Genomic DNA, 21484 nt, shown 5'->3' on the forward strand with positions numbered 1-21484 from the left:
TCCAACCAAAAGCCGCAACAACAAAAAAATCAGGAGAGAATGATATGGCACGGGTTGCCCTCGTCACGGGAGGCACGCGCGGCATTGGCCACGCAATTTCGATCGCTCTTAAGAGCAACGGCTACCGTGTAGCCGCTAGCTACGCCGGCAACGACGCCGCCGCGCAGGCCTTCCAGATCGAGACGGGAATACCCGTCTACAAGTTCGACGTCGGCAACTACGACGCGACGGAGAAGGCGGTCGCCCAGATCGCCAAGGACGTTGGCCCCATCGACGTACTGGTGAACAATGCCGGCATCACGCGCGACGTCATGTTCCATAAGATGACGAAGCAGCAGTGGGATGAAGTCATCGGAACGAACCTCAACGGCTTGTTCAACGTCACCCGCCAGGTTTGGGAAGGCATGCGCGCAAGGAAGTTCGGGCGCGTCATCAACATCTCTTCCATCAACGGCCAGAAAGGCCAGATGGGCCAAGTGAACTACTCGGCATCGAAAGCCGGCGACATCGGGTTCACGAAGGCGCTCGCACAGGAAGGCGCCCGCGCCGGTATCACGGTCAACGTCATCTGCCCGGGCTACATCGCGACGGAAATGGTCAAGGCCGTTCCCCAGGACGTTCTCGAGAAGAGCATTCTTCCGCAGATTCCAGTCGGCCGCCTCGGCGAACCGAGCGAGATCGCACGCGCCGTCGTGTTTCTCGCGTCCGACGATTCGGGCTTCATCACCGGTTCGACGCTGACCGCCAACGGCGGACAGTACCTCGCGAGCTGATCGGCCTTAAGGGACCGAACGGCGGGAGCGCCACAACAATTTGCGCAATTGAAAAAGGCTCTGCCGGAAATCTCCGGTAGAGCCTTTTACGTTTGACGACGATGAAAGCGAAGGCCTCAGCCGCGGAAGCGCGATCTCACGATGCGGGGAAACTCGTCCTCGCTCTCGCTTTGGTTCTGCGCGTAAGCATTTGGCGTCCGCTGCTCGGCTTCCCGCTGCTGCTCGGCCATGTGCTGGCGTCCTTCTTCGATGCTCCACCAGCGCTCACCTGCGGGCGGCGCAACCGCCGGCATTGACGACTGGGGCTGCTGCTGGGGCGGAGACGTCCCTGGCGCTGGGCGAGCGGTATAGCTCTGCTGCTGCCGCGCCGGCTGCTGCTGGGGTGCCGAGAACCACGCTTCGATCAGATCGAGCTCATCCGCCGACAGGCTGAGGCCCTGGCTCCGGCAGCGCGCAACGACGAAGTTGCGGAAGCGGCCCGCGAAAAGGCTCGCCGACGTTCCCTGCTCGAACCACGGATCGCTCTCGCTCACCACGTCGTAGATGAAACGGAGATCGTCGCGCTTGATGTCGAGGCCGAACTCGCGAGCGCGCTGGGTGATGTTGACGAGCGTCTGCGCGCCCTGCAGTCCGTTCGCGGTGATTTCCTGCGACATCACATCGAACAGAACGCGATATTCGGCCGGAGCCAACGCCGGAGCTTGGCAGGCATCGTGGATACGCGCGATCGATTGCTGGATCTGCGTCGCCTGATCGGCGCCCCGAGGCGCGGTAGCCATCGCCGTCCCGCCCATGGGAGCACTCATCGGAGGAGGAGGCGTCTGCTGGCTTTGTGGCCGTGCCAGTTCGCGGCGCGGTTCGGGTTGATAGCTCGCCTGCGGCGGCGGAGCCACGGGTTGCCGTCGCGGCTGCAGTGCTGCCGCCCCCGGAGCCTGAGCACCGACAGACCGTGTGAGCGCCTGTGGAGCCGCAGGAGCGACTGCCGTCAGTTCCGGCATGCGCGACGTCGGCATTGGCGGCGCAGGAGGCGCAGCCGGTGTCACCCGGTCGATGTAGCGCGACTGGGGGACGGGGGACTGGTACGAGCTCTGAGGGATAGCAGCGGAAGTGGCCGGTTGTGCGAACCGCGCCGGAGCCGACAATGGTGCCGACAAGGCAGCCTGCTGCGGTTCGACGCGAGCGGGTTCAGGCCGGCGCTGTTCGGCGACCGGCGGCGCCAGCTGCTGCGGGGCGATCAGCCCGGCTGCCGAGATGTGCCGGTTGCCGTCGAACACCGTATAAGGTGCCGTGTCGCTCAGGTGGATGTCTTCCGGAAGATCGGCAAGCAGCAGATCCCGGAAAGATCCGTATCCGCCCCAATTCGTTCCGACCGTTTTATCGCGGCCGACGACGCGCACCGCGCGGTCAGCCAACGTCTCGAGAGGAACAGCTTGCGGAGCGACGCGGACGAATTCCACGACCTCTGAGAGAATGGCCTTGCGCGCAGCCTCGACGTCGATCGCCAGAGGCGGTGCCGCGATCTCGCGCGGGCTTTCACCCGAAATTGCCCGGTTGCCGCTGGTCAACAGCGTGATGAGGTTCGATTCGCGGATTTCGCCGTCGCTGATCGCCGTATAGGGCTGTGCGGTGTGGTCGTTCGCAAACACGACCGTGCGCCGTGCGTGCGCGCGCAGCCGGTGAAGCAGAGGCGTGAAATCGGCATCGCCCGACAGAATGATGAATTCGTCGAAATACGTGTCGTGATTGAGGATATCGCGAACGTCCATCACCATACGGATGTCGGCGGAATTCTTCAGCTGCGCCGTCAAGGGCGGGCAATCGATCACTTCGAAGCCTGCGCGCAGGAAATGATGCCGAATGAACGGGAACGAGTTCATGTCCGTCGAATTGTCGTGCGCATTACGGCGAGGAACGGGATTGCCGTAGCACCGGTTCATCGCAATCCGGCGTTCGCCTGGCAATGAGTACGAGTTCGTGGACGTGATGAGTTCGCCGGACGCAATTCCTTGCAGCCACACAGCACTGTCTTTGGCGAAACGCTTCGCAGCGTCTTCGTTCTTACGTTTCAAAGATAGGTAGATGTTGTCGTAATCGACAAACACCGTAGATAGGACGGGTCCTGAGGACTCGCGTTTCATGGACTGCAACCCCCGTGAATCGGAACATGATTCGCAGTCACTGTTGACGAGTCGAACGCCTCCAGCAAGAAGCGCCACCATGCTGTTGACCGAAAGAGGCAATTAACCCGTGGATGGAAGGCCAACACGCAACGGGCGTTGAAAACGCGGCTGGGGACGACGTGTGGATCATCGCCGAAAGGCTTTGATCTGTTGCAGCTTCGCCGCTTAGTCGACTTCCGGACGCGCGTCCGGCACGAAGTCTGGAGCGGTCAGCGTGAAGCCCTCGAACATGAACCCCGGCGCGACCGTGCAGCCGACCAGCGTCCATTTTCCGAGGCTGCGCGCCTGTTGCCAATGCCCGGAAGGAACGATGGCTTGCGGCCGCTCCCCCGCCGCGAGATCGGAGCCGAGCCGAATGCGTTGAACCGGACCGCCCGTTGGTGAAACCTCCAGAAGTATCGGGTCGCCCGCATAGAAGTGCCACGCTTCGGCCGCGTCCACCGCATGCCAGTGCGAGCGCTCGCCGGCTTTCAGAAGAAAGTAGATGGCGGTCGAGGCCGCGCGCTCGCCGGGTTTCGCTGCATCCCGGAAGGTCTCACGGAAGTGCCCGCCCTCGGGGTGAGGCGAAAGCCCGAGCATCTCGATCACGTCGTCGCCGGAGAGATCGCCTTCCATGGTGGATCCTCCGCCGGTGATCAGGCCTTGTTCTTCAACTGACGGAGGCGCGCGAATACTTCCCAGTCGGGCGCACCGAGCATCCCGAGGCGCGCCTGGATCGCGCGGGACAGCGGCCGGAGAAACGGGTTCGTCGCGCGTTCGACGTCGAGCGTCGTCGGCAGCGTCGGCTGTCCTGCCGCGCGCAAGGCTTCGACTTCGGCCACCCGCTTTTTCAGGGCATCGTTCTCCGGCTCGATGGACACCGCAAAACGGGCGTTGTTGAGCGTGTACTCATGACCGCAATAAATTTTCGTCTCGCCCGGCAAAGCCGCGATCTTCGAAACGGACTCCCACATCATCTGCGGATCGCCTTCGAAAACTTTTCCGCAGCCGAGCGAAAACAGCGTGTCTCCCGTGAAGGCCACGCCGTCGTCCGGGAAGTAATACGTGATGTGCCCGAGCGTATGCCCGGGCGTTTCGAGAACCTGGATCGGGTGGCCCGCAAATTCGAGCTGGCTCCCGGCCTTGACCACACGCGTCAATCCGGCAATGCGGTCGACCTCCGCTTCCGGACCCGTCACGCTCGCGCCGTAATGCGCCTTGAGCTCGTTGATGCCGCCCGTGTGATCGGTGTGGTGATGCGTGATGAAAAGATGGTTCAGCCGCCAGCCGCGTTCGGCGAGCGCCGCCTTGATCGCAGAAGCGCATGGCGCGTCGATGACTGCCGTTTCGCCGGTTTCCGGCTCGTGCAGAAGAACGCTGTAATTGTCTGCCAGGCACGGCAGAAGAACGATATCGAGAGCTCCCATGGGCGGGACTTTCGTTGGACGCGTCTGCCGTGTCAAACGCAACGAAACGACGCAGCGATTAGAGGGTTACCGCCAGCCGAGACTGTCTCTGGCGGTCCGGATCGTTTAGAGACAATGCCGGTAGAACAGATTTTATCACGGCTGGTAAGCGCAAACGATGCCTCTCGACGCAAAGACATTGAGAGATTTCTACAGAACCCCGCTCGGCCGGGTCGTTCGGCGGCAGCTCACGACTGCCATCCGCGAGCGCTGGAGCCGGGTTAGCGGGCTGACGGTGACGGGCGTCGGATTCGCGACACCGTTCCTCGGCACGTTCCGCACCGAAGCTCAGCGCCTCGCGTGCCTGATGCCCGCACGCCAGGGCGCAATCGTATGGCCGCACTCAGGGCATTGCCACTCGGTTCTCGTCTCGGAAAACCAATGGCCCCTGCCTGACAACTCGGTTGATCGACTTCTGGTCGTCCACTGCCTCGAGCAGGCGGAGCGCCCGGGGCCATTGCTCCGGGAGGTGTGGCGCGTCCTGAAGCCGGAAGGCCGGGCGCTGTTCGTCGTGCCAAATCGCCGGGGGCTCTGGTCGCGCATGGACCGAACGCCATTCGGTCACGGACTGCCCTTCAGCCGCGGGCAGCTCGAAACGCAGCTTATCGATGCGCTCTTCACGCCCGTCGACTGGGGTGAAGCGCTCTACTTTCCCCCGGTCAACCAACGCCTGCTGCTGCGCGTCGCGACGCCCATCGAACGCTTCGGATCGAGCATGTCAATCGGCGTCGCCGGCGTCATACTGGTCGAGGCGAAGAAAGAAGTGATGGCGCCGGTCGGCAGCGGCAAGCGCATCGCTCAACCCGCAATTCTGAAACCGGCAGATACGCGAAGCACGTCCGGGATCCGCCGCTTCTAGCGGCTGGCTGCTGGCCGCCCAGGGCCGCTTCTAGCGGCCGGCTGCTGGCCGCGCAGGAGAAACACGGCTTTTTCCCCGAACATGTTCTGCATCGACAACGACCATTTGATCGGCAGACGCGCGCCGTAGGCGTTGAACGCCACCGCCTGCTCGACATCCGCATGAACGAGCTCGCACAAGTCTGCGAAATCACGGATCGTGCACAAGTGCGCGTTGGGCGTCAGATACCACTCATCCGGCAGATTGTCGTTGATCGGCATGCGGCCTGAGAAAAGCAGCCTCGTGCGCACCTGCCAGTGGCCGAAGTTCGGGAACGAGACGATGGCGCGCCGTCCGATCCTGAGCAAATTTTCGAGCACGGTTTTGGGCTGCCGCGTCGCCTGGATCGTCAGCGATAGAATGGCGTAGTCGAACGCCTGATCGGGGTAATTGTCGAGGTCGCGGTCGGCGTCGCCCTGGATGACGGAAAGGCCGTGCGCCACGCAGGCGTTGACCTTTTCACGCTGCAGTTCGACCCCACGCCCGTCGACGCCCTTGCGCTCGGACAGAAGCTGCAAAAGCTCGCCGTCACCACAGCCAACGTCGAGAACCCGCGAACCCGCTTCCACCATCTCGGCGATGAGCAAATGGTCGACACGCGGGACTTTCGTTTGCCCGGCGATTTTTCCGATATCGGGAGCGTTCATTTTCGCGCCTCCGGCGAGCCGAGCCCGCGCTTCATCGCGGCGGCATTGAGAAAGCCTCGGATCGTCGCGAAAAACGTCGGCTCTTCAAGCAGAAACGCATCGTGGCCTTTGTCGCTCTCGATGTCGACGAACGAAACGTTGGCGGCAACCGCGTTGAGCGCCTGAACGATTTCGCGGCTCTCGCGCGTCGGATAAAGCCAATCGGAGGTAAACGACACCACGCAGAAGCGCGTCTTCGTGCCACGAAAAGCATTCGCGAGAACGCCGCCGGCGCTTTCGCGCATGTCGAAATAATCGAGAGCCCGCGTGATGTAGAGATAGCTGTTGGCATCGAAGCGATCGACGAACGTCGACCCCTGATGCCGCAGATAACTCTCGACCTGGAATTCGGCGTTGAACGTGAACGACAATGACGACCGGTCCTGCAAGTTGCGGCCGAACTTTCGGTGCAGGGCTTCTTCCGAAAGGTACGTGATGTGGGCCGCCATGCGTGCGACGGCAAGACCGTTCTTCGGCACCGTTCCGGCCGCATAATAATTGCCGCCCGACCATTCGGGATCGGCCATTACGGCCTGACGGCCAACTTCGTGAAACGCGATGTTCTGCGAGGAATGCCAGGCAGCCGTCGCGATCGGCACGGCCGCGAATACGCGATCCTTGTAGCGCGACGCCCACTCGAGAACCTGCATGCCGCCCATCGAGCCGCCGATCACCGCGAACAGTTGATCGATGCCGAGATAATCGATGAGGCGCGCCTGCGCTTCCACCATATCGCCAACGGTGATGACCGGAAAGGTAAGGCCGTAGGGAGCGCCGGTCTTCGGATCGATCGATGCCGGACCCGTCGATCCCATGCAGCCGCCCACGACGTTCGAGCAGACGACAAAGAAACGGCTCGTGTCGATCGGTTTGCCGGGCCCGACCATATTATCCCACCACCCCGGTTTGCCGGTGATGGGGTGACGGCTCGCGACGTACTGATCGGCGGTTAGCGCGTGACAGATCAGGATAGCGTTCGACTTCGCCGCGTTGAGTTCGCCATAGGTCTCGTAAGCTATGGAAAACGGCGCCAGATCCTGCTGGCAGGCAAGGTGCAGCGGCGTGCCGGCGTCGAAATGCACGACCGGGCTCGACGGCGTATCCACCTCGGGATGCCGCCGTGAAACCGAGGCAACAAGATTGGGCGATGCGCCAGTCATCGTATTTGTTCGATATCCCAAAGGCTAAGCGGTAGGGCGGGCTTGCTAGGCTTGCCGCAGACAAAGTCAACTTTAAACTTTGATTTCAAGTGATGATGCCCCTATCAATGCGCGCGAAATCGGCAATACCGTTCAAGAATTCGAGACAATATATGGTGATTACTGCACCAATTGCACGTCGTGGCATCCTGGACATTGCGGCTTATGTGCCGGGCGAAAGCAAGGCCGGCGGCGGCTTGCCCCCTGTTAAGCTATCGTCGAACGAGACCCCGCTTGGACCGAGCCCTGCGGCAATCGCGGCATTCAAGGCGGCAGCGGGCGAACTCGAGCGCTACCCGGACGGCCAGGCGACACAGCTTCGCGAAGCCATCGCCCGCCGTTACGGGCTCGATGCGAGCCGCATAGTCTGCGGGTCGGGCTCCGACGAGCTGCTGGGCCTGTTGGCCCGCGGCTACCTCGGCCCCGGAGACGAGGCGATCTACACCGCCCACGGCTTTCTCGTTTACCGGATCGCGATCCTGACGAACGGCGCGACGCCGATCGTCGCGCCGGAACACGAGCTGAAAACCGATGTCGATGCGATCCTCGCAGCCGTGACGCCGCGAACTCGCGTGGTTTTTATCGCCAACCCGAATAACCCGACAGGCACATACATCTCGATAGAGGAAGTGCGCCGCCTGCGCGCCGGTCTGCGTGGCGATATCCTGCTCGTGCTCGACGCCGCGTATTCGGAATACGTGAGCAAGAACGATTACGAAGCCGGGCTCGAACTCGTCGCCACGACCACGAACACGGTCATGACGCGAACGTTCTCGAAAATTTACGGACTTGCCGCACTGCGCATCGGCTGGGCCTATTGCCCGCCGGAGATCGCCGACGTGCTCAATCGTATTCGCGGACCCTTCAATTTGTCGGCCCCCGCAATCGCCAGCGGCGCCGCTGCGATGGAGGATATCGCGCACCTGGAGCGCGCCAAGCTTCACAACGACAAATGGCTGCCGTGGGTCGAAAGCGAACTGAAAAAGCTCGGTCTCGCCGTGACGCCGAGCGTCGCGAACTTCGTCCTCTTCCACTTCGACGGCGTCAAAGGCAAGACGGCGTCGGAAGCGGATGAATTCTTGAAATCGCAGGGCATCATCGTGCGCAAGGTCGGCGCTTACGGATTTCCGAACGCGCTGCGCATGACGATCGGGTCCGAGATCGACAACAAGCGAGTCATCGATGCGCTCGCTCGTTACTTGAAGGGTACGGCCTGATGGCTCAAGCCGAAAGCGCAACTGAAAGCGCACCCGAAAGCGCCACGGAGCCGATGTTCAAGCGCCTGTCCCTTATCGGCATAGGCCTCATCGGTTCGTCCATCAGCCATGCGGTGCGACGCGCCGGGATCGCCGGCGACATCGTCGGTTGCGCGGTCGCGCCCGAGACAAGGCGCCGGGCCGAAGAACTGGGCCTCGTGAGAAAGGCTTATGCCGATCCGGCAGAAGCCGTGAAAGGCGCCGACCTCGTCATTCTCTGCACGCCCGTCGGTGCGTACAAAAAAATCGCCGAGGCCATCGGACCGCATCTCGAGCAGGGCGCCGTCGTCTCGGATGTCGGCTCCGTAAAAGCCGCACCCGTCCACGAAATCGCTCCGCACATTCCCGAAGGTGTTCATTTCATTGCCGGGCATCCGATCGCGGGAACCGAGCAATCCGGCCCCGACGCAGGCTTCGCCGAACTCTTCGACGGACGCTGGTGCATCCTGACCCCCGGCGAGGCGGCAGATCCGTCAGCGCTCGCAAAACTGGAAACGTTTTGGCGTAAGCTCGGCTCGAACGTCGAGATCATGTCGCCCGAGCATCACGACATGGTGCTCGCGATCACGAGCCACGTCCCGCACTTGATCGCCTACAATATCGTCAACACGGCAGCCCATCTCGAGCGCGTGACCGATAGCGAAGTCATCAAGTTTTCGGCCGGTGGCTTCCGCGATTTCACGCGGATCGCGGCATCCGATCCGGTGATGTGGCGCGACGTCTTTCTGAACAACAAGGACGCCGTTCTCGAAATGCTCGGCCGTTTCTCGGAAGACCTCATCACGCTTCAACGTGCAATCCGCTTCGGTGACGGCGCGACGCTGGAGCGACTCTTCACGGAAGCGCGCGCGATCCGCCGCGGCATCATCCAGGCCGGCCAGGATACGGCGCAGCCCGACTTCGGCCGGAGCCCGGCGCGCGCAAAAGACGGCTCGAACTAATCCCGAACCGCCTCGCGTTTAAGCCGAGTGCGGCTCCATCAGAAACTGCGCGGTGATGAGATCGGCCTCGACGGCTTCAGCTTCCTGCGATGACGACGCGAGCAAATGCACGTGAACTTCATCGGCGCCGAGCACTGCCGAGTGCTGGCGGATCTCCGCGAGGTTCTGAGTCGGGCAGCGGTTGGAGAGCCGGCCGATGGCGAGCACCGTGCGTCGTGAACGATCAGTGCGGCGAACCAGAATGTAATTGGCGTCTTCCAGTGTCGGGCAGTCAAAGAGGCTGTAGACCGTGTGCACGTAGCGCTTGCCCGAAGCTCCAGTCCAGAAATGAAATCTCGGCGGCGCTTCTGGAACCGTGGTTCCGACGCTGACCTGCGGCGCGGCTTCGACTGTCTGCCGGCGATCCCGGAACGCGGAAAGCTGGATAATTTCGGCACTCATAACGCACACCCCTTATCGGCAAATACACACCGAGTTCTTCGTTGAAACCGTGATACCCGTCGGACTGTGAGGAATGGTGAACTTTGGTTCGAAAATTTGACGCGATTGCCTCATCCGCGCCTCGATGGTCAACGAAGTGTTGAGAACGGCTTGGATTGAAAACACTCGAAGCGAGCCTACGGGCAAAATCGCCCCAAACGTCAACGCGCGTTAGCATTCGAGGCCGGGAAAGCCGCGGGTAAAGCGGCAAGTCGCGATAACCGACACGGTGGTAGTGTTAATCGCCGGGGCTTATCCGCAACGCGAATAATCGCAGTTCGTGCAGGTCCAGCAGCCTTCGATATGCCTCAGCGCCCGCTCTCCGCATTTCGGGCAAATGCGCGCCGAGGCCATGGGAAAGCCGTGACCCTGAGCGTCGTTCCGCTGGGGCTCCGTGTCCCCATCCGCACCAATTCGCTGAACGGCCGCGATCGGCTGACGTTTCGTATTGATCTCCGGGAGGGCGTCGTCACGCACTAGAAACCCAATGTGGATCATATGCTGCTCGATGACGTCACCGATGGCAGCCAGCAGGCTCGGAACATAACGCCCGCCCATCCACCGGCCGCCCTCGGGATCGAAGACGGCCTTTAACTCTTCGGCAACGAACGTGACATCGCCGCCGCGGCGGAAGACGGCGCTGATCATTCGCGTCAGAGCGACTGTCCAGGCATAATGTTCGAGGTTCTTCGTGTTGATGAAGATTTCGAACGGCCGCCGCCGCCCGTCGCGAACGATATCGTTGACGGTCACGTAAAGCGCGTGCGCGCTCGCCGGCCATTTGATCTTGTACGTTACGCCTTCGAGCGCAGCATCGCGCTCGAGCGGCTTCGTCATGTAAACGACGTCGCCCGCCTTCGCCGGATCTTCGATGGCTCTAAGCGCCGGCGCGCGCTGAGCGGAAACGGCGGGAGCCGGAATTTCATCGAGCGGCTCCTCGTCTGTGCGGACAGGCGCGGCGCGCGAGAGAACAGCTCCCGTAATCGCGTTCGGCCGATAGGTCGTGCACCCCTTCAGTCCGAGATCGAAAGCCTCGGCATAGATATGTTCGAACTGCTCGAAGGAAATATCCTCAGGGCAATTGATCGTTTTCGAAATGGCGCTGTCGACATAAGGCTGCAGCGCCGCTTGCATCGCGATGTGCTCGGCAGGCGAAAGCGTGTCGGCGGTGACGAATGCTTCAGGCAGCGTCGCATCGTCTCCCGATGCGGCGCGAAATTTCCGGTAAGCGTAATCCTCGACAGACTCTTCGGTGGCCGTCTGTCCGTCGCCGAGCACGCGGCGCTGGTAGACGAAATCGAACACCGGTTCGATGCCGCTCGACACGTTGCCGGCGAGAAGGGAGATCGTGCCCGTCGGAGCGATCGACGTCAGGCAGCCGTTGCGAACGCCGCTAGCAGCAATCGCCTCGCGCGCATCGGCATCGAGCCGCGAAATGTTCGGACGCGACTGGAACGCCTTCGCGTCGTAAAGCGGAAACGCGCCTTTTTCGGCGGCAAGAGCCGCGCTCGCCCGATAGGCGGCGTTTTGGATCGCGGCCATCCATTCGGCCGCCTTTTCCCGCGCCGCCGCGCTGCCGTAACGAAGCCCAAGAAAAATCAGTGCGTCCGCGAGGCCGGTGATGCCGAGGCCGATGCGGCGCTTGGCACGGGCTTCCGCGGCCTGCGCTTCGAGCGGATAGCGCGAGATATCTATGACGTTGTCGAGAAAGCGAACCGCCGTCGCGACCCGAGTTTCCAGTTTCGCGCGGTCGATGCTTGCCGCGGCCGTGAACGGATGTTCGACAAGGCGCGCGAGATTGATCGATCCCAATAGGCAGGCGCCATAACGAGGAAGCGGCTGCTCCCCGCACGGGTTCGTCGCCGAGATCGTTTCGCAATATTCGAGATTGTTCGCGGCATTCACCCGGTCGATGAAGATGACGCCGGGCTCCGCATAATCATACGTTGCGCGCATGATCTTGTCCCACAGCGCGCGGGCGTCGACCGTCTTGTAGACCTTGCCTTCGAAAACGAGGTCCCATGATGCGCGGCGCTTCACGGCATCCATGAATGCGTCGGTCACCAGAACCGAAAGGTTGAAATTCCGCAGCCGCTGCGAATCCGCCTTCGCCGCGATGAACGTTTCGATATCCGGATGGTCGCATCGAAGCGTCGCCATCATCGCCCCGCGGCGTTGACCGGCCGACATGATCGTCCGGCACATCGCGTCCCAGACGTCCATGAAGCTCACGGGCCCCGATGCGTCCGCCCCGATGCTTTTGACCGGAGCGCCTTGCGGCCGGAGCGTCGAGAAATCATGACCGATGCCGCCGCCCGCCTGCATCGTCAGCGCCGCGTCTTTGACGTTGTCGAAAATGCTGGAAAGGTCGTCGCCGATCCGGCCGAGAACGAAACAGTTGAAGAGCGTGACGTTGCGGTCGGTGCCGGCACCCGCAGTAATGCGCCCGGCCGGCTGAAAGCCGAAGTCCGACATCGCATCATAAAAGGCGCTGGCCCACGCCTCTCGGGCGCCCGGTTTCTCAACCGACGCGGCGGCAGCCGCGATCCGCCGGAATGTGTCTTCGATCGTTTCGTCAGCCGCGACGGTCGGCGAACCGGCAAAGCGATATTTACGCCGCCAGATGGCGTCGGAAATGGCCGGAAGATCTGAAAAAATCGCGCTCATCGGGTGCCCGTAATATGGGTATTAAAAGCCCGTCTTCAATTATCGTTCACTATATGTTCTCAATCCTCCTCTGTCAAACGGTTTGAGGCTACCGGTAGCGTATCAGTTTGAAATCTGTGGCATTTGAAGCGCAGCTAAGGGGATAGCAAGAACGCAAACGACTCCAGTCGGCCGGTACTGTATTTGGCCTTTCCCGTCGATCGTTGAGAGAAGACTTTGCTCAATCAACCGCGTCCCGAAGCTTCTTCTCACCGGCTCGGAGACGAGTGGTCCGCCGCTTTCTGTCCAGGTCAACAGTATCTGATGCACGTCAGAGTCGATCTCGGCGATAATATCCACATGGCCGTTTGGGACCGACAGCGCCCCATGCTTGCTCGCATTGGTGCACAGTTCGTTCAAGACCATCACCAACGGAAGGGCTGCAGCCGCCGCTACTTCGATTTCTGGGCTCACAATTGAAAACCGACCCATACCCTTTGAACTGAAGGGCTCTATGGCTACTGTGATGAGCGAACTCAAACTCGCCTGCAACCAGCTTTTTGCCAGAAGCAGGTCATGGACCCTGCCTAGCGACTGTAGCCGTTGCACGATAGCATTTTGCGCTTCGCCAATGGTCTCAGCGGTCTGTAAGCTTTGGGAAACAATCGCCTGAACTGTGGCTAGGGTGTTTTTGATGCGGTGATGGAGTTCTTCGACGATGAGTTGCTGAAGCTTGGTCGCTACGTCGTGTTCTGCCGATTCCAGTCCGGCTCTGGCCAGCAATAGCCTTAGGGCCTTGTTCTCGCGTTCTAGCTCGACATCCGACGGCACACAGAGCCTCACTTTTCTGAAAAGAACAACGCTACTTGACGAGCGCTCCCCTTATAGGTTGGAGGGCGCCCTGGTTTCGGCGACACTTCGTCCATTAATCCTATAATCTCTTCCATCGTCCACAGATGATCGGCAATGCCCGCAGCCATTGCAGGTGTGACCCGAAGCGTCTTGTGGATACGCGTCCAGTTGTAGAACTTGAAGTGGAGCGCCAGTGCGTGGCGATGGCTGGCAAGCTTCTTTGAAAAGGCATTTAGAGGCGCGCGAAGCGCTTAATGCGCGCGCACACAAAGAAAAACCGCCTGCCTGACCGCGGAGGTGATCTCTGGCACAAGCAGACGGCACAACGTCCTTCGGAAATCGCCGCTCTCAGAGCTTGCAGAGCGTCGCTTCGCCCTTGCACTGCCAGCCGATCGTTCCGGCGCTGCACTTATAGCGGCGCGGGCCGAACGAATAGCCGGGCGTGCCGTTGCCGGAGACCCAGGTGAAATAGATGCTCCAGTCGGTCGCCTGCAGCAGGGCCGCATCGACCTGGAAATGGGCGAGCTTCTCGGTGAGGGCGACGCCTTCGGCGGCCTTCTTGAAACAGTCTTTGGCTTCCGCCGGCGCAGCCGCCATGGCAGCGCCCGCGACGGCGATTACGGCCCACATCATTCGGGCGGCAGTGCGCATTGGATGTCTCCATGATTGGAAAACGAGGAAAACGATGAGAACTCGACCGTGCCATATCGAAGTGACGCCCGCGCACAACAAACCACTCGGAAACGACGATTTCCCCCGCATTGCGGCATCCGCACATCATGCGATTTGGCGGCCCGTGCTTGCTTCGATGCTTGCTGCCCGGGGGTGTGGATAACGTCAGCTCGCGTGTGTGCGCCTGTAGGCCAGTGCGAGCGGCGGCGGCGAAGGGCTTCTCGCAGCTTCCTCGATGAGCCGCGTGGCCGCCGCCTCGATCGCGGATTCGATGCGCGAGCGAAATTCGGCGCGCGCCAATCCGGGGGGCAGCGCCGGCAGAAACTCGACGACGATCGTCCCTGGATAGCGCCAGAGGCTGCGGCGCGGCCAGTACAGTCCGGAGTTGAGCGCCAAGGGCACTGTGACGACCCCAAGCGCTTCGTAGAGGGCGACGTAGCCGGGTTTATAATCGGGAGGCGAACCCGGTATCGTTCGGGTGCCTTCCGGAAAAATGACGACCTCGCGGTTGATGCTGACGCGTTGCCGGGCGTCGCGGATCATCGATTTGAGTGCCGCCGAAGCCTTCTCGCGTTTGACGAGAATGTGCTCGAACTTGACGCAGAACCAGCCGTAGAACGGGATCCACTTCAGCTCGTCCTTCAGCACGATCGCCGGATCGCGGAAAAGCGAAATGAGGCCGAAGGTGTCCCAGGCCGACTGATGCTTGGCGATGACGAGGCAGCCCGTCTTCGGCAAATTCTCGCGGCCACGAACCTGGAGCTTGGTCCCGCAGATCACGTGGAGAAGCCAGACGCACGTGCGCCCGTGAACCTCGAGACCCTTCATCGCCCAGGACCGTGGCCCGATGAGCAGCCATGAGCCGAGCACCAGATAAAGTGCCGTGACGACGTAAAACACGACGAAATAGATGAGCGAACGCACGACGACCAATGCGCCTGGCCCAGGCGGCGATTCAGGCAGCGATTGCTCAGCCATCGGCGCGCTTCTGTGGCATGATCGCGACCGATTGCCCGTCGCGCCAATCGATGACGCGCTGCGCCGTGAGGCGAGCGACGGCGGGGAGAAATTTCAGATATTCGGAAAGCAGCACCTTCGTCGTCGCGACGTGCAGCCACCAGGCTGTCTCAGGGAAGCGCTTCGGAGTGACCGCGTATGGCAGCAGCGTGACACCCGGCATCACGAGAGCCAGCTCCGCGAGACTGCGGGGCATGTGATAGCGCGAGGTCACGACGATCAGCTTCGAGTAGCCGTTCGTATTGGCCCACGTTCTCGTCTCGTCCGCATTACCGACCGTGTCGAGGGCTTCGTATCCGAGGTCGACGCAGCAATTGAAAACCTTGTTATCGATGCGGACGATCCGCTGCATCTCTTCGCGGCTGACCTTGCGATTGACGCCCGAAATGAGCATGCGCTTGGCGCGCCCTTCGCTCATAAGCTTGGCACCCGCCTCGATCCGGTTGTCGCCGCCGGTCAGCACGACGATGCCGTCGGCCTTGTCCAAATCGGCGGCATCATCCCGGGTGACCGAAACTGCGAACAGCACGAATCCAAATGCCAACGCGGCCGCGCCGAGCGCCAGCAGGACAATGATTGCGTGTGAGAACATTTTCATTTGCGGGATGTGCTTGTTCGTGTCGCCAGTTCGTATCGCTTTTCTATCTGCCGTCGCTCACCGTCGAAGTGTAACCGATTTGGACGGTTCACGCAGCCACCTCGCGGCTCCGGCCGGGCTTTGCCCTACAGGAAATCGCGCGGCTTGGCACGTGGGCGAGATCTACGTTTTGCCGTATCGCCGTTAGTGCTGTCCATTCAGGATGCGATAAACGCCAACGCGGGATGTCACCATGCAAAGGCCGGCTATGGTTACGACGACAAGTCCCAGAATGATGTAGCCGAGCGAATCGAGCGCCCCGGTACCGATCAGGCGCTGCATTTCCACGGCACTGACGGCGCCGCCCCCCAACATCTCGGTGATCGCCGGCATGCAAATGAAAACGAGCATTGCGCAGCTCGCCCCGACGATTCCTGCCTTTATCCCGAGTCTCAAGAAATGTTTCTCGAATTCGCGGGAAATGAATTTGTCCGTGGCGCCGACGAAGTGGAGCACCTCGACGATTTCTCGATTTGAGGCCATCGCACTGCGCGTCGCCGATACGATGATAGCTGTGGTTGCCGCCCCGACGAGCACAAGGATCGCGATGCCGCCCAATGCCATCGACCGTGTGACGGCCCGGATCTGCTGCTGCCACCGGCGGTGATCGTCGAGCGAAGCGCCTTTGAAATCACGGCCGAGAGTAGTGCCGATCTCGGCGAGATCCGGCGGGTCAGTCCGGTTGACCTCGACGGCGATCAAGCGCGGCACGGGAAGTGACTTCAGCGCATCCGTCGAGCCGAGCCACGGCTGCAGAAGCTCCGCCGATTGCTCGAGGCTCAGCGCATTGACGTTGGCGATGCCACGCTGTTTTTGCAGATAGCCGACGACGTCGGCAACGGCTTTGTCGATATTGCCATTCTCTTGCGGAATGACCTGCACGGTGACCTCGCTGGCGATGTCGTTCAGCCAGGCATCGGACGATTCCTTGATCATCCATACGGCGCCCGACGTCAGGCAGGCGAGAAAGCACATGATCCCGATGACGAGAGTCAGCGATCGGCCGGTGACCGAGCCCGGCGGAACGACCGGAGCCGTCACCTTCATTTTGCGCGCGCTGTCGCGGTCACGTGCGGGAGGCTTGAGACTGCGTTGCGGATCTTCCGCTGTCACCGTCGGTTCGGTGTCTCCATATTGCGGAGGATAGCCTGCCGTGCGCGCGGTCACGCCCGTGGTCGGGTCGTCGTAAGGATCGTACGCCGGCAGCGGCATCGCTGGCTCGACGCGTCCGGGAAAGCGGCTAGATGATCCGGACATGGCCCTTGTGCACCTCAATGCGCGGCGCCTTGAACTGCCGCATCAGCTGATGATCGTGCGTCGCGATCACGACGGAGGTACCGAGTCTGTTCAACTCGACGAAAAGCCGGAGCAGGCGTCGCGCCATTTGCGGATCGACGTTACCCGTCGGCTCGTCGGCGAGCAGCACTTCCGGCTTGCCGATGACCGCCCGCGCGATGGCCGCCCGTTGCTTCTCGCCGCCCGAAAGAACGGATGGATTAACATACATCCGATCGCCGAGACCAACCCATTGCAACAAGTCCGTCACATCCTCCCTGTAGTCGGAAGGCTTCTTGCCGACGACCTGGAGCGGAAGTGCGACGTTCTCCCAAACGGTCAGATGGTCCAGCAGCCTGAAGTCCTGGAACACGATGCCGATGCGCCGCCGCATCTGGGCGCGCTTTTGCGGCCTGACCTTCGTGACGTCCTCGCCGAACATGCGGATTTCGCCGCGGTTGGGATGGAGCGACATGAACATCAGCCGGAGCAGCGATGACTTTCCCGCTCCGGATTCGCCATGCAAAAAGTGAAAGGAACCCGGCCGCAGATGGAATGTCACATCCTGCAGCACCTCGGGCCCTCTGTCGTATTTCAGTCCGACATTCGTCAAGCGAATCAAGAGGTATTTGCCTTGGCAGTGGATATTCGGAGCAGTTTGCGATGCCCGACGCGTATAGACACGTGGCGGACACAATGATCAATCGATTACGATTGTGGCGCAGTCGTGTACACAAGATCCGTCAGGGTCCCGGACACCAGGTCGCCCTGAACGACAGGAATAAATAGATGCCCGATTCAAACGCGAAACAAACCATCGAAACAATCTTTTCCGCTGAGGATATTCAGGCCCGGCTCCGGGTGCTTGCCGCGGAAATCACAGCCAAGGCGCCTGAAAACCTTCTGGTTGTACCCGTTCTGAAGGGCAGCTTTGTCTTTGCGGCCGATTTGCTGAGGGCGCTCAATGCTGCGGGCCTCGCCCCGGAAGTCGATTTCCTAACACTTTCGAGCTATCGGAAAAGCCGCGAATCGTTGGGCCAGGTGGCGATCCTGCGCGACTTGGATCTCGACGTTGAGAATCGCCACGTCATCCTGATCGACGATGTCCTTGATTCGGGCCGCACACTGGCTTTCGCCAAGGATTTGATTTCGGCCCGCGGCGCGACCCGCATCGAAACGTGCGTATTGCTCGACAAGAAGGCCCCTCGCGCCGTATCGATTGAACCGGACTATTGTGCTTTCGAATGCCCGAACGTGTTTGTCGTCGGCTACGGCATGGACGTCGCGCACCGCTACAGGGAGCTGCCTTTCGTGGGCCGCCTCGTCGATTAGAACTGGAATGAGGGCTTCTTTCCGCGCATGACGGCCGGCTCGCGGAACACGGGTCGACATGCGCAAACGACGGGTTCTTTCCGCGCATGACGGCCGGCTCGCGGAACACGGGCCGACATGCGCAAACGACGGGTTCTTCCGCGCATGACGGCCGGCTCGCGGAACGCGAGTCGTCATGCGCAAACTAGAAAGAGGGGGGCGGTAGATGGCGACGATCCTGCTCGCAGACGACGATGCCGCGATCCGCGACCTCGTGAGGCGGGCGTTGAGTTCCGACGGCCACACGGTTCATGTCACACAAGACGGTGTCGAGGCGCTCGAGTCTCTCAGCGCCAACGGTGCCGTCTACGACATCCTGATCACCGATGTGGATATGCCCCAGCTCGACGGCATTTCGCTGGCCGAGAAAGCACTCATCATGAAGCCCGCGCTGGCGGTCGTATTGATGTCGGGCTTTACGGACCAGCTCGAGCGCGCGGCGCGCCTCAGGGTGCGGCGGCTGCTGTCGATCTCGAAGCCCTTTACGCTCGATCAGATCAAGCAGGTCGTAAAAAGCGTTCTCGCCTGACGAGGCACGCGCGGGATCAACCGCCGGTCACGCTCATGTGGCGGCGGACCGAAGGCTTCTTGGTGCGCCGGTCGATGATGAAGTCGTGGCCCTTGGGCTTGCGCGAGATGGCTTCGACGATGGCGGCGTCGAGAGCTGCATCGTCGGGAGAAGCCCTGAGCGGCGCGCGCAAGTCCGCGTCGTCTTCCTGGCCGAGGCACATGTAGAGCTGACCCGTGCACGTTACGCGCACGCGGTTGCAGCTTTCGCAGAAGTTATGCGTGAGCGGCGTAATGAAGCCGAGGCGGCCGGCCGTCTCTTTGACGGTCACGTAGCGCGCAGGGCCGCCCGTTCGATAGGGATTGTCTTCGAGCGTCAACCGATCCATGAGGCGCGCGCGCACGATCGACAGCGGCAGGTATTGGTCTGTCCGGTCTTCGCCGATATCGCCGAGCGGCATCGTCTCGATGAGGGTCAAGTCGGCGCCGCGGCCATGCGCGAACCGGACGAGACTCTCGATCTCGTCTTCGTTGATCCCCTTGAGCGCCACGGCGTTGAATTTGACGTGTATGCCGGCAGCTTCCGCGGCGTCGACGCCGCGAAGCACCGTCCCGAGATCGCCCCATCGGGTCACTGCCTTGAACTTGACCGGATCGAGCGTGTCGAGGGAGACGTTGATCCGCCGGACGCCTGTGGAATAAAGCTCGCTCGCATATTTTTCGAGCTGGCTCGCGTTCGTCGTCAGCGTCAGCTCTTCGAGCGCACCCGTTTCGAGATGGCGGCCGAGTGCCCGAAACAGCCAAAGTATGTTGCGGCGCACAAGCGGTTCGCCGCCCGTGATGCGCAGCTTTTTGACGCCGCGCCGAATGAAGGCCGCGCACAACCGGTCGAGCTCCTCGAGGGACAGAAGATCCCGCTTCGGCAGGAACGTCATGTGCTCGGCCATGCAGTAGACGCAGCGAAAATCGCACCGGTCCGTCACGGACACGCGCAAATACTCGATACTCCTGCCAAAGGGATCGATCAGAGGCGTATCGGTCGTTTGGGCAACGTCGCCCAGCATCGAAGCATCTCCGGAAGAGGCCATGTTCCTCACATATCGTACCTTCGAGCGCCAAGGGCAAGCTCGGCGCTCGCGTCAGGTTGTCTTAAACCGTATTAAGGTACCTACGGGAGGAAAAAATATGAAAAGTCCGGCGGCTTACTTCGTRCTCGGTTTCATCACGGCATCCGTGATCTGGCTGCTCGTTTTGGCCTTTTTGAATGGCGAGCTGCTCCGCACCTTTTCAAGCTTCAGCGGCCATTCGTGAGGCGACCCGCTTAGGCCCGCTGCTGGACGCGATTGAACGGGCCGAGCGTCCTGACGATCAACGCGGAGATGCCGTCGATGTCGTCGAGATCGAACACGGGCTTGCCGTGCGCATCGACCTCGTAATCGGCCGCAATGGCGAGAACGAGTGGGTCCGTCGGCGCCAACAGCTTTTCCGATGCAACGGCCGCGCGCCGGACCTCGATCTTTGGGATGTTGGCCGACTTGTAGCCTTCGACGAGAATGATGTCCGAAGGATTGAGCCGCGCCGCCACGGCCTCGAGTGCGGGCTCGCCGGCTGACTCGATTTCCTCGATCACTGCAACGCGCGACCCCGAGACGATCGCCGTCTCAGCCGCGCCCGCAGCGCGATGCCGGGCCGTATCGCTTCCCGGCGCATCGATATCGAACTTGTGATGCGTATGCTTGATCGTCGCGACGCGAAGTCCTTGGCCCGCAAAGTGCCTCGTCAGCTTTTCGATCAACGTCGTCTTGCCTGAGTTCGACCAGCCCGCGATGCCGAACAGCGGCGATGATTGAGAAAATCGAAATTCATTGCCCAAGGCTTGTTATCCTTCTGTGGATCCGGCGAGTAGGGCGCGGGCTGTTGAAAGATCGTCAGGCGTATTGATGTTGAAAAAAGGGTCGACGTTCGCACGCTGAATGTTGCGCATCGGAAAGGCGACCGCAACAGCATTGAGATCGGCTGCGAGCCTATCAACGCTCAAAGCACGCTTATCCAAGGCTTCTGCAATGGTTCGCCTAAAGCTCGTCGGCCAAACGGCGATCGTCGGATGTCGGCGGTCCCCGGACGTTGCAATCGCAACGCCGTCACCCCGGCTTGCTTCGAGCCGCGCCACGAGATCGTCAGGCAGGAACGGAACGTCGGCGGAAACGGTAGCGATCGCAATGTACCTAGACGCATGTTGCGCCGCCCAATTCATAGCCGCGAGAAGTCCGCTGAGAGGACCAAGCTCCGGATTTTCTTCATCCGAGATCGTCTCGAGCCCATAAGCGCCAAACCGCGTCGGGTCGCCGTTGACATTGAGGATAAGCCGGCCAACCTGAGGGCGAAACCGCGCGATGACGTGCGCGAGGATCGGCTGCCCCCCGAGATCGGCAAGCCCCTTGTCCCCGCCGCCAAAGCGCCGGGAGCGGCCTCCAGCAAGAATGACCCCGAGGATCTGGTCGGAAATAGGCATGCGCAACGATTAGGGTTCCTGGCGAAAGCGTGCAAGTCGCGGGAATATTTGGGCTCCGGCGTCACATTGTACCTTTCCACCGTTGCCGCCCGGACTTATATCGCGCGGATAGAAATTGGCGCTGCTTCGGCGCCCCG

22 protein-coding genes are annotated in these 21484 nt (G+C 61.3%); 6 read left to right on the forward strand and 16 right to left on the reverse strand.

Going from position 1 to position 21484, the window contains the following annotated elements:
* Window positions 1-44: 44 nt before the first annotated feature.
* Complete coding sequence (gene phbB, locus AC1DK3_RS01885; RefSeq protein WP_477190603.1) at window positions 45-773, forward strand: acetoacetyl-CoA reductase; 729 nt, start codon at window positions 45-47, stop codon at window positions 771-773.
* A gap of 116 nt (window positions 774-889) precedes the next feature.
* Here phbB and AC1DK3_RS01890 read toward each other — a convergent pair whose 3' ends face one another.
* The 3 genes from AC1DK3_RS01890 to gloB all read right to left on the reverse strand — a co-directional run bounded on the left by AC1DK3_RS01890 (window position 890) and on the right by gloB (window position 4359).
* Window positions 890-2911: an NYN domain-containing protein gene (locus AC1DK3_RS01890; RefSeq protein ID WP_477190604.1), complete on the reverse strand. Its 2022-nt coding sequence runs from the start codon at window positions 2909-2911 to the stop codon at window positions 890-892.
* Between the two features lie 207 nt (window positions 2912-3118).
* Entirely contained in the window at window positions 3119-3568 is a 450-nt protein-coding gene (locus AC1DK3_RS01895; protein ID WP_477190605.1) for a cupin domain-containing protein, read from the reverse strand.
* Between the two features lie 20 nt (window positions 3569-3588).
* On the reverse strand, window positions 3589-4359 hold the full coding sequence (gene gloB, locus AC1DK3_RS01900) for a hydroxyacylglutathione hydrolase (protein WP_477190606.1): 771 nt from the start codon (window positions 4357-4359) through the stop codon (window positions 3589-3591).
* Window positions 4360-4516: 157 nt separating this feature from the next.
* Between gloB and AC1DK3_RS01905 the strand changes: the two genes are divergently transcribed.
* Complete coding sequence (locus AC1DK3_RS01905) at window positions 4517-5257, forward strand: methyltransferase domain-containing protein (protein WP_477190607.1); 741 nt, start codon at window positions 4517-4519, stop codon at window positions 5255-5257.
* Here the strand turns inward: AC1DK3_RS01905 and metW are convergent.
* Together metW and metX are read right to left on the reverse strand one after the other, a co-directional pair.
* On the reverse strand, window positions 5254-5943 hold the full coding sequence (gene metW / locus AC1DK3_RS01910) for a methionine biosynthesis protein MetW (RefSeq protein ID WP_477190608.1): 690 nt from the start codon (window positions 5941-5943) through the stop codon (window positions 5254-5256). The genes AC1DK3_RS01905 and metW overlap by 4 nt on opposite strands.
* Window positions 5940-7142 (reverse strand): homoserine O-acetyltransferase MetX, encoded by a 1203-nt coding sequence (metX, locus tag AC1DK3_RS01915; RefSeq protein ID WP_477190609.1) that lies wholly within the window; start codon window positions 7140-7142, stop codon window positions 5940-5942. Before metX ends, metW begins: the two co-directional genes overlap by 4 nt.
* A gap of 152 nt (window positions 7143-7294) precedes the next feature.
* Here metX and hisC point away from each other — a divergent pair, with 152 nt between their 5' ends.
* Complete coding sequence (gene hisC / locus AC1DK3_RS01920; RefSeq protein WP_477190610.1) at window positions 7295-8398, forward strand: histidinol-phosphate transaminase; 1104 nt, start codon at window positions 7295-7297, stop codon at window positions 8396-8398.
* The gene (locus AC1DK3_RS01925; protein ID WP_477190611.1) at window positions 8398-9378 is read left to right on the forward strand and encodes a prephenate/arogenate dehydrogenase family protein; all 981 of its coding nucleotides are present in this window, start codon (window positions 8398-8400) and stop codon (window positions 9376-9378) included. The genes hisC and AC1DK3_RS01925 overlap by 1 nt, the downstream gene beginning before the upstream one ends.
* Before the next feature lie 18 nt (window positions 9379-9396).
* Here the strand turns inward: AC1DK3_RS01925 and AC1DK3_RS01930 are convergent, their stop codons facing one another.
* From AC1DK3_RS01930 to ftsE, 8 genes are all read right to left on the reverse strand, one after another.
* Window positions 9397-9819 carry a hypothetical protein gene (locus tag AC1DK3_RS01930; protein ID WP_477190612.1) on the reverse strand — a complete coding sequence of 141 codons (423 nt, stop codon included), beginning with the start codon at window positions 9817-9819 and terminating at the stop codon, window positions 9397-9399.
* 291 nt (window positions 9820-10110) lie between these two features.
* Window positions 10111-12525: an adenosylcobalamin-dependent ribonucleoside-diphosphate reductase gene (locus tag AC1DK3_RS01935; RefSeq protein WP_477190613.1), complete on the reverse strand. Its 2415-nt coding sequence runs from the start codon at window positions 12523-12525 to the stop codon at window positions 10111-10113.
* Between the two features lie 102 nt (window positions 12526-12627).
* Complete coding sequence (locus AC1DK3_RS01940) at window positions 12628-13335, reverse strand: sensor histidine kinase (RefSeq protein WP_477190614.1); 708 nt, start codon at window positions 13333-13335, stop codon at window positions 12628-12630.
* A gap of 369 nt (window positions 13336-13704) precedes the next feature.
* Window positions 13705-14007, reverse strand: coding sequence for a hypothetical protein (locus AC1DK3_RS01945; RefSeq protein ID WP_339085765.1), 303 nt, complete (start codon window positions 14005-14007; stop codon window positions 13705-13707).
* Window positions 14008-14193: 186 nt separating this feature from the next.
* On the reverse strand, window positions 14194-15006 hold the full coding sequence (locus tag AC1DK3_RS01950; protein ID WP_477190615.1) for a lysophospholipid acyltransferase family protein: 813 nt from the start codon (window positions 15004-15006) through the stop codon (window positions 14194-14196).
* Window positions 14999-15637, reverse strand: coding sequence for a YdcF family protein (locus AC1DK3_RS01955; RefSeq protein ID WP_477190616.1), 639 nt, complete (start codon window positions 15635-15637; stop codon window positions 14999-15001). The genes AC1DK3_RS01950 and AC1DK3_RS01955 overlap by 8 nt, the downstream gene beginning before the upstream one ends.
* Window positions 15638-15826: 189 nt before the next feature.
* Window positions 15827-16939 carry a cell division protein FtsX gene (locus AC1DK3_RS01960; RefSeq protein WP_477190617.1) on the reverse strand — a complete coding sequence of 371 codons (1113 nt, stop codon included), beginning with the start codon at window positions 16937-16939 and terminating at the stop codon, window positions 15827-15829.
* Window positions 16923-17579, reverse strand: a complete 657-nt coding sequence (ftsE, locus tag AC1DK3_RS01965) for a cell division ATP-binding protein FtsE (protein ID WP_045835142.1) — start codon at window positions 17577-17579, stop codon at window positions 16923-16925. The genes AC1DK3_RS01960 and ftsE overlap by 17 nt, the downstream gene beginning before the upstream one ends.
* A gap of 167 nt (window positions 17580-17746) precedes the next feature.
* Between ftsE and hpt the strand changes: the two genes are divergently transcribed.
* Together hpt and AC1DK3_RS01975 are read left to right on the forward strand one after the other, a co-directional pair.
* Window positions 17747-18289 (forward strand): hypoxanthine phosphoribosyltransferase, encoded by a 543-nt coding sequence (gene hpt / locus AC1DK3_RS01970; protein WP_477190618.1) that lies wholly within the window; start codon window positions 17747-17749, stop codon window positions 18287-18289.
* 205 nt (window positions 18290-18494) lie between these two features.
* Window positions 18495-18857: a response regulator gene (locus tag AC1DK3_RS01975; RefSeq protein WP_477190619.1), complete on the forward strand. Its 363-nt coding sequence runs from the start codon at window positions 18495-18497 to the stop codon at window positions 18855-18857.
* A 16-nt stretch (window positions 18858-18873) separates the two neighbouring features.
* Here AC1DK3_RS01975 and moaA read toward each other — a convergent pair whose 3' ends face one another.
* The 3 genes from moaA to mobA all read right to left on the reverse strand — a co-directional run bounded on the left by moaA (window position 18874) and on the right by mobA (window position 21347).
* Window positions 18874-19899: a GTP 3',8-cyclase MoaA gene (gene moaA, locus AC1DK3_RS01980; RefSeq protein WP_477190620.1), complete on the reverse strand. Its 1026-nt coding sequence runs from the start codon at window positions 19897-19899 to the stop codon at window positions 18874-18876.
* Between the two features lie 257 nt (window positions 19900-20156).
* Window positions 20157-20708 carry a molybdopterin-guanine dinucleotide biosynthesis protein B gene (gene mobB, locus AC1DK3_RS01985; protein ID WP_477190621.1) on the reverse strand — a complete coding sequence of 184 codons (552 nt, stop codon included), beginning with the start codon at window positions 20706-20708 and terminating at the stop codon, window positions 20157-20159.
* Between the two features lie 6 nt (window positions 20709-20714).
* Window positions 20715-21347, reverse strand: a complete 633-nt coding sequence (gene mobA, locus AC1DK3_RS01990) for a molybdenum cofactor guanylyltransferase MobA (protein ID WP_477192850.1) — start codon at window positions 21345-21347, stop codon at window positions 20715-20717.
* Between the last annotated feature and the right edge of the window lie 137 nt (window positions 21348-21484).

Source organism: Hyphomicrobium sp. 01T421 (assembly GCF_056398805.1).

Bases quoted from the DNA above. Each gene is read 5' to 3' on its own strand.
- phbB (WP_477190603.1), top strand. From the start codon at position 45: ATGGCACGGGTTGCCCTCGTCACGGGAGGCACGCGCGGCATTGGCCAC.
- AC1DK3_RS01975 (WP_477190619.1), top strand. From the start codon at position 18,495: ATGGCGACGATCCTGCTCGCAGACGACGATGCCGCGATCCGCGACCTC.
- AC1DK3_RS01960 (WP_477190617.1), bottom strand. From the start codon at position 16,939: ATGTCCGGATCATCTAGCCGCTTTCCCGGACGCGTCGAGCCAGCGATG.
- gloB (WP_477190606.1), bottom strand. From the start codon at position 4,359: ATGGGAGCTCTCGATATCGTTCTTCTGCCGTGCCTGGCAGACAATTAC.
- metW (WP_477190608.1), bottom strand. From the start codon at position 5,943: ATGAACGCTCCCGATATCGGAAAAATCGCCGGGCAAACGAAAGTCCCG.
- hpt (WP_477190618.1), top strand. From the start codon at position 17,747: ATGCCCGATTCAAACGCGAAACAAACCATCGAAACAATCTTTTCCGCT.
- AC1DK3_RS01945 (WP_339085765.1), bottom strand. From the start codon at position 14,007: ATGCGCACTGCCGCCCGAATGATGTGGGCCGTAATCGCCGTCGCGGGC.
- mobA (WP_477192850.1), bottom strand. From the start codon at position 21,347: ATGCCTATTTCCGACCAGATCCTCGGGGTCATTCTTGCTGGAGGCCGC.
- AC1DK3_RS01895 (WP_477190605.1), bottom strand. From the start codon at position 3,568: ATGGAAGGCGATCTCTCCGGCGACGACGTGATCGAGATGCTCGGGCTT.
- AC1DK3_RS01935 (WP_477190613.1), bottom strand. From the start codon at position 12,525: ATGAGCGCGATTTTTTCAGATCTTCCGGCCATTTCCGACGCCATCTGG.
- AC1DK3_RS01925 (WP_477190611.1), top strand. From the start codon at position 8,398: ATGGCTCAAGCCGAAAGCGCAACTGAAAGCGCACCCGAAAGCGCCACG.
- metX (WP_477190609.1), bottom strand. From the start codon at position 7,142: ATGACTGGCGCATCGCCCAATCTTGTTGCCTCGGTTTCACGGCGGCAT.
- AC1DK3_RS01930 (WP_477190612.1), bottom strand. From the start codon at position 9,819: ATGAGTGCCGAAATTATCCAGCTTTCCGCGTTCCGGGATCGCCGGCAG.
- moaA (WP_477190620.1), bottom strand. From the start codon at position 19,899: ATGCTGGGCGACGTTGCCCAAACGACCGATACGCCTCTGATCGATCCC.
- AC1DK3_RS01955 (WP_477190616.1), bottom strand. From the start codon at position 15,637: ATGTTCTCACACGCAATCATTGTCCTGCTGGCGCTCGGCGCGGCCGCG.
- hisC (WP_477190610.1), top strand. From the start codon at position 7,295: ATGGTGATTACTGCACCAATTGCACGTCGTGGCATCCTGGACATTGCG.
- AC1DK3_RS01890 (WP_477190604.1), bottom strand. From the start codon at position 2,911: ATGAAACGCGAGTCCTCAGGACCCGTCCTATCTACGGTGTTTGTCGAT.
- AC1DK3_RS01905 (WP_477190607.1), top strand. From the start codon at position 4,517: ATGCCTCTCGACGCAAAGACATTGAGAGATTTCTACAGAACCCCGCTC.
- AC1DK3_RS01950 (WP_477190615.1), bottom strand. From the start codon at position 15,006: ATGGCTGAGCAATCGCTGCCTGAATCGCCGCCTGGGCCAGGCGCATTG.